The organism is Streptomyces bambusae (genome assembly GCF_020532645.1).
GTDB lineage: Bacteria > Actinomycetota > Actinomycetes > Streptomycetales > Streptomycetaceae > Streptomyces > Streptomyces bambusae.
In genome coordinates, this window is sequence record NZ_JAJAUZ010000125.1 from 1 (window position 1) to 5,704 (window position 5,704).

At 69.3% G+C, this 5,704-nt stretch carries 3 protein-coding genes; 2 read left to right on the forward strand and 1 reads right to left on the reverse strand.

The window, feature by feature from the left end; translation table 11 throughout:
• Positions 1-75 precede the first annotated feature (75 nt).
• Positions 76-3,615 (reverse strand): DNA polymerase III subunit alpha, encoded by a 3,540-nt coding sequence (gene dnaE, locus LG634_RS37395; protein ID WP_226740988.1) that lies wholly within the window; start codon positions 3,613-3,615, stop codon positions 76-78.
• A gap of 168 nt (positions 3,616-3,783) precedes the next feature.
• Between dnaE and LG634_RS37400 the strand changes: the two genes are divergently transcribed.
• Both LG634_RS37400 and LG634_RS37405 read left to right on the forward strand, forming a co-directional pair.
• A complete protein-coding gene (locus tag LG634_RS37400; protein WP_226740990.1) occupies positions 3,784-5,121 on the forward strand; it encodes a DUF2252 domain-containing protein in 1,338 nt (445 codons plus the stop codon).
• A gap of 88 nt (positions 5,122-5,209) precedes the next feature.
• A partial coding sequence (locus LG634_RS37405) for a hypothetical protein (protein ID WP_226740991.1) occupies positions 5,210-5,704 on the forward strand: 495 nt, incomplete at its 3' end.

Here is a 5,704-nt window from a genome sequence, read left to right on the forward strand (position 1 = left end):
CCCCGGCGGGGGGCGCGCGCGGGGGGGGGGGCCCCCCCCGCGGGGGGGGGCCCGCCCCTCGCTTGGGTACGCGGCTCAGCCGGCCAGGCAGGACGGGCCGAGGAGGACCTTCAGGTCGCCGAAGAGGGCCGGGTCGGGCTGGACCCGGTGCCGGTCGAGGCGGAGCACGGTGGTGGTCCGCGGCCCCTGGAGCTTGATCCGCACCTCGGTGTTGCCCTTGTGGTGGCGGAGGATCTCGCCGAGGCGGCTGACCATGGGCGGGGTGACCTTGACGGTGGGGATGGTGAGGACCACCGGGGCGTTGGTGCCCGCGGAGGACAGGTCGGGGACCATCATCTCCATGGCGACGAGGCGGGGGACGTCCTCGCGCTTGTCGAGGCGGCCCTTGACGAAGACGACGGTGTCCTCGACCAGCTGGGTGGAGACCAGCTGGTAGGTGGCCGGGAAGAACATGCACTCGATGGAGCCGGCCAGGTCCTCGACGGTGGCGATGGCCCAGGCGTTGCCCTGCTTGGTCATCTTGCGCTGGAGGCCCGAGATGATGCCGCCGATGGTGACGACCGCGCCGTCGCCGTGCTCGCCGCCGGTGAGCTGGGAGATGCCGGCGTCGGTCTTGTCGGAGAGGACGTGCTCCAGGCCGAAGAGCGGGTGGTCGGAGACGTAGAGGCCGAGCATCTCGCGCTCCTGGGCGAGCAGGTAGGACTTCTCCCACTCCACGTCGGAGAACTCCACGTCGAGGCCGAAGCCGGGCTCGCTGCTCTCCTCGTCGCCCATGCCGCCGAACAGGTCGAACTGGCCCTCGGCCTCCTTGCGCTTGACCGCGACCACGTTGTCGATCATCGGCTCGTGGTGGGCGACCAGGCCCTTGCGGGTGTGGCCCATCTCGTCGAAGGCGCCGGCCTTGATCAGCGACTCGACGGTGCGCTTGTTGCAGACGACGGCCTCGACCTTGTCGAGGAAGTCGGGGAAGGAGGAGTACTTCCCCTTGGCCTTGCGGCACTTGATGATCGAGTCCACGACGTTCTGGCCGACGTTGCGGACGGCGGTGAGGCCGAAGAGGATCACGTCGTCGCCCTGGGCGGCGAAGTTCGACTCCGACTCGTTCACGTTCGGCGGGAGCACCTTGATGCCCATGCGCCGGCACTCGTTCAGGTAGATCGCGGACTTGTCCTTGTCGTCCTTGACCGAGGTGAGGAGTCCGGCCATGTACTCGGCCGGGTAGTTCGCCTTCAGGTAGGCGGTCCAGTAGGAGACCAGGCCGTACGCGGCGGAGTGGGCCTTGTTGAAGGCGTAGCCGGCGAAGGGGACCAGCACGTCCCAGAGCGCCTTGATCGCCTGGTCGCTGAAGCCCTTCTTCTTGGCGCCGGCCTCGAAGATGACGAAGTTCTTCGCCAGCTCCTCGGGCTTCTTCTTGCCCATCACGCGGCGGAGGATGTCGGCCTCGCCGAGCGAGTAGCCGGCGATGATCTGGGCGGCCTTCTGGACCTGCTCCTGGTACACGATCAGGCCGTAGGTGACGTCCAGGACCTCCCGCAGCGGCTCTTCCAGCTCCGGGTGGATCGGCGTGATCTCCTGCTGCTTGTTCTTGCGCAGGGCGTAGTTCGTGTGCGAGTTCATGCCCATCGGGCCCGGCCGGTACAGGGCGGACACGGCGGAGATGTCTTCGAAGTTGTCGGGCTTCATCAGCCGCAGCAGGGACCGCATGGGGCCGCCGTCGAACTGGAAGACGCCGAGGGTGTCGCCGCGGCCGAGCAGCTCGAAGGTGGCGGGGTCGTCGAGCGGCAGGGCCAGGAGGTCGATGTCGATCCCCTTGTTGGCCTTCACCATCTTGACGGCGTCGTCCATGATCGTGAGGTTGCGCAGGCCGAGGAAGTCCATCTTCAGCAGGCCGAGCGACTCGCAGCTCGGGTAGTCCCACTGGGTGATGGTGACCTGGTCGGTGTGGCGCACCCAGACGGGCACGTGATCCACGATCGGCTCACTGGACATGATCACGCCGGCGGCGTGCACGCCCATCTGGCGGACCAGGCCCTCGACGCCGCGGGCGGTGTCGATGACCTTCTTCACGTCGGGCTCGTTCTCGTACATCCCGCGGATCTCGCCGGCCTCGCCGTAGCGGGGGTGCTGCGGGTCGAGGATGCCGGAGAGCGGGATGCCCTTGCCCAGGACGTCGGCGGGCATGGCCTTGGTGAGCCGGTCGCCCATGGCGTACGGGTAGCCCAGGACGCGCGCCGAGTCCTTGATCGCGTTCTTGGCCTTGATGGTGCCGTACGTGCCGATCATGGCGACCTTGTCGGCGCCGTACTTCTCGGTCACGTACCTGATCACCTCGACGCGCCTGCGCTCGTCGAAGTCGATGTCGACGTCGGGCATGGAGATGCGCTCGGGGTTCAGGAACCGCTCGAAGATCAGGCCGTGCGGGATCGGGTCGAGGTCGGTGATGCCCATGGCGTACGCGACGATCGAGCCGGCCGCGGAACCTCGGCCGGGGCCCACCGCGATGCCCTGCTTCTTGGCCCACATGATGAAGTCGGCGACCACGAGGAAGTAGCCGGGGAAGCCCATCGAGATGATCGTGTCCATCTCGTACTCGACCTGCTTCATGCGGTCCTCGGGGATGCCGCCGGGGAAGCGGCGGTGCATGCCCCGCATGGTCTCCTCGCGGAACCAGGTGACCTCGGTGTAGCCCTCCGGGATGTCGAACTTGGGCATGAGGTTCTTCTCTTTGAACATGCCCTCCATGTCGACCTGCTCGGCGACCAGCCAGGTGTTGTCGCAGCCCTCCTGCCAGGCGTCCGAGGAGTCGACCGCGTACATCTCCTCGGTCGACTTCAGGTAGTAGCCCGAGCCGTCGAAGCGGAAGCGGTCCGGGTCGGACAGGTTCTTGCCGGTCTGGATGCACAGCAGGGCGTCGTGCGCCCCTGCCTCGTGGGCGTACGTGTAGTGCGAGTCGTTCGTGACCAGCGGCGGGATGCCGAGCTTCTTGCCGATCTCCAGCAGGCCGTCGCGGACCCGGCGCTCGATCTCGATGCCGTGGTCCATCAGCTCCAGGAAGTAGCGGCCCTCGCCGAAGATGTCCTTGTAGTCGGAGGCCGCCTGCACGGCCTCGTCGAACTGGCCGAGGCGCAGCCGGGTCTGCACCTCGCCGGAGGGGCAGCCGGTGGAGGCGATCAGGCCCTCGGACCACTTGGCGATGGTCTCCTTGTCCATCCGCGGCCACTTGGTGAGCCAGCCCTCGGCGTACGCGTCGGAGGACAGCCGGAAGAGGTTGTGGAGGCCGGTGGCGTTCGCCGCCCAGATGGTCTTGTGGGTGTAACCGCCGGAACCGGAGACGTCGTCCCGCTTCTGGTGCGGCTGGCCCCACTGGATCCTGCGCTTGTTGCGCCGGGACTCGGGGGCGACATACGCCTCGATCCCGATGATCGGGGTGATCCCGGCCTTCTTCGCGGAGTGGAAGAAATCGAACGCGCCGTGCAGGTTGCCGTGGTCGGACATGGCGATGTGCGTCATGCCCATCTCGTTGCACGCGCTGAACATGTCCTTGAGCCGCGCAGCCCCGTCCAGCAGCGAGTACTGGGTGTGTACGTGCAGGTGCGTGAACGGCTTCTTGGCCACGGCGCTGGACCTCCGGAAAACAATCGCCGACGGATGGGGGGGACAGCGTTGAAGTCTACGTCGGGTGGGTGACAGGAGCGGGGCACGCACGGGTACGGTCGGGCGTTGCACCACCAGACGCACCACCGCACGCCCCGCAGCACCAGCCCGCACCAGGAGGCACCCGCCATGGCGGTCCCCGAGACGACGACCGAGCACCGCGCCGAGCAGATCCTCGACGTGTTCGAGACCGCGTTCGGCGAGCTGCTCGCCGCCGACCCCACGGCCTTCCGGGTCAAGTTCCGCAAGATGGCCGCCTCGGCCTTCGCCTTCTACCGGGGCACGGCCTGCCTCTTCTACGCCGACCTGGAGCGGGAGCGCCACGGCGGGCCGTACCTGGACGACCGGACCGGCCGGGTGTGGATACACGGCGATCTCCACGCGGAGAACTTCGGCACCTACATGGACTCGCACGGGCGGCTGGTCTTCAACGTCAACGACTTCGACGAGGCTTACGTCGGCCCCTTCACCTGGGACCTCAAGCGCTTCGCCGCCTCGATCGCGCTCATCGGCTACGCCAAGGCGCTCAGTGACGACCAGATCGGCGAGATGGTGGCGACGTACGCGGCCGCCTACCGGGAGCGGATCCGCCGGCTGGCCTGCGGGGCCAAGCACGAGGAGGTGCCGTCCTTCACCCTGGAGACCTCCTCCGGCCCGCTGCTCGACGCGCTGCGCGCGGCCCGGTCCCGGACCCGGTTCGGGCTGCTGGAGTCGATGACGGAGATCCGCGACCACGAGCGCCGCTTCTCGTCCGGCGGCGGCGCGGTCGAGCTGGACGCGGCCACCCGCTACAAGGTGCTCGCGGCCTTCGACGCGTACCTGGAGACGCTGCCGGAGGAGAGTCTGGTGCGTCCGGACTCGTACCGGGTCAAGGACGTGGTGGGCCGTCGCGGCGTGGGCATCGGCTCCGCGGGGCTGCCCTCGTACAACATCCTGCTGGAGGGGCACAGCGACGCGCTGGAGAACGACGTCGTGATCTACCTCAAGCAGGCGCAGACCCCGGCGGTGTCCCGGCACATCACGGACCGGGCGGTCCGCGAGTACTTCCACCACGAGGGGCACCGTACGGTGATCTCGCAGCGGGCGCTGCAGGCGCACGCCGACCCGTGGCTGGGCTGGACGGAGATCGAGGTGGACGGCCGTCCGATCGGGCAGCTGGTCGCTGAGGTGTCGCCGTACGCGGTGGACCTCGACTGGTCGGACATCGACGACGTCGAGGAGATAGCGGCGGTGGTGGCCGACCTGGGCCGGGCCACGGCCACCATGCACGCCGCGGCGGACGAGGACGAGAGCGGCCAGTCGCTGGTGCCGTTCTCGACCGAGCGGGCCATCGACGCGGCGATCGCGGCCGACGAGGACGGGTTCGCGCCGATGCTGGTGGACTTCGCGCACGCGTACGGCGCCCGGGCCCGGGCGGACCACCAGATCTTCGTGGACCTGTTCCGCAACGGGCGGCTCAGCGTCTGATCCCGCGCCCGGCGGACCGTCCGGTTCCGGCCGGGGCCGCCGGCGCGAGATCACGTTTCCACAGGAAGGCATGGCACACTTCCGGGCGATGGACATCTCGGGATTCGGACTCAGAGCACTGCGGGCGGCGCTGTTCAGCGCCGTCGTCGTGCTGCTCTCCTCCGCCTCCCACGTGCTGACCTCGCAGACGCCGCTGCCGGTGGTCCTGGTCGGCGGACTCGGCGGGACCGTGTTCGCCCTGGCGTACGCGCTGGGCGGGCGGGAGCACGGCTACTGGCGGATCGCCGGGCTGCTGGTGCCGCTGGAACTGGCCGCCGACACGGCCTTCACCGCCGGCCAGCACGTCTGCTACGGCCCGGCCGGCGGCCCGGTCTCCGGACCGCTGCGGGCCCTGGGCCTGTTCGAGCTCTGCGGCATCCCGCTCGGCACCCCGCTGGCGCAGGTCGCCGGGCGGGCCGCCGAGCCGGCCGGCGCGCTGCTGGCCTCGGCCGATCCGCTGACCCCCTGGCTGCTGCTGGCGGGCCACTGCGCGGTCGGGCTGGCCGCCGCCTTCTGGCTGTGGCGCGGCGAGCGGGCCCTGGGC

What these genes read in the sequence shown, in the direction of transcription:
- LG634_RS37400 (WP_226740990.1), top strand. Translation starts at nt 3,784, where the DNA reads ATGGCGGTCCCCGAGACGACGACCGAGCACCGCGCCGAGCAGATCCTC.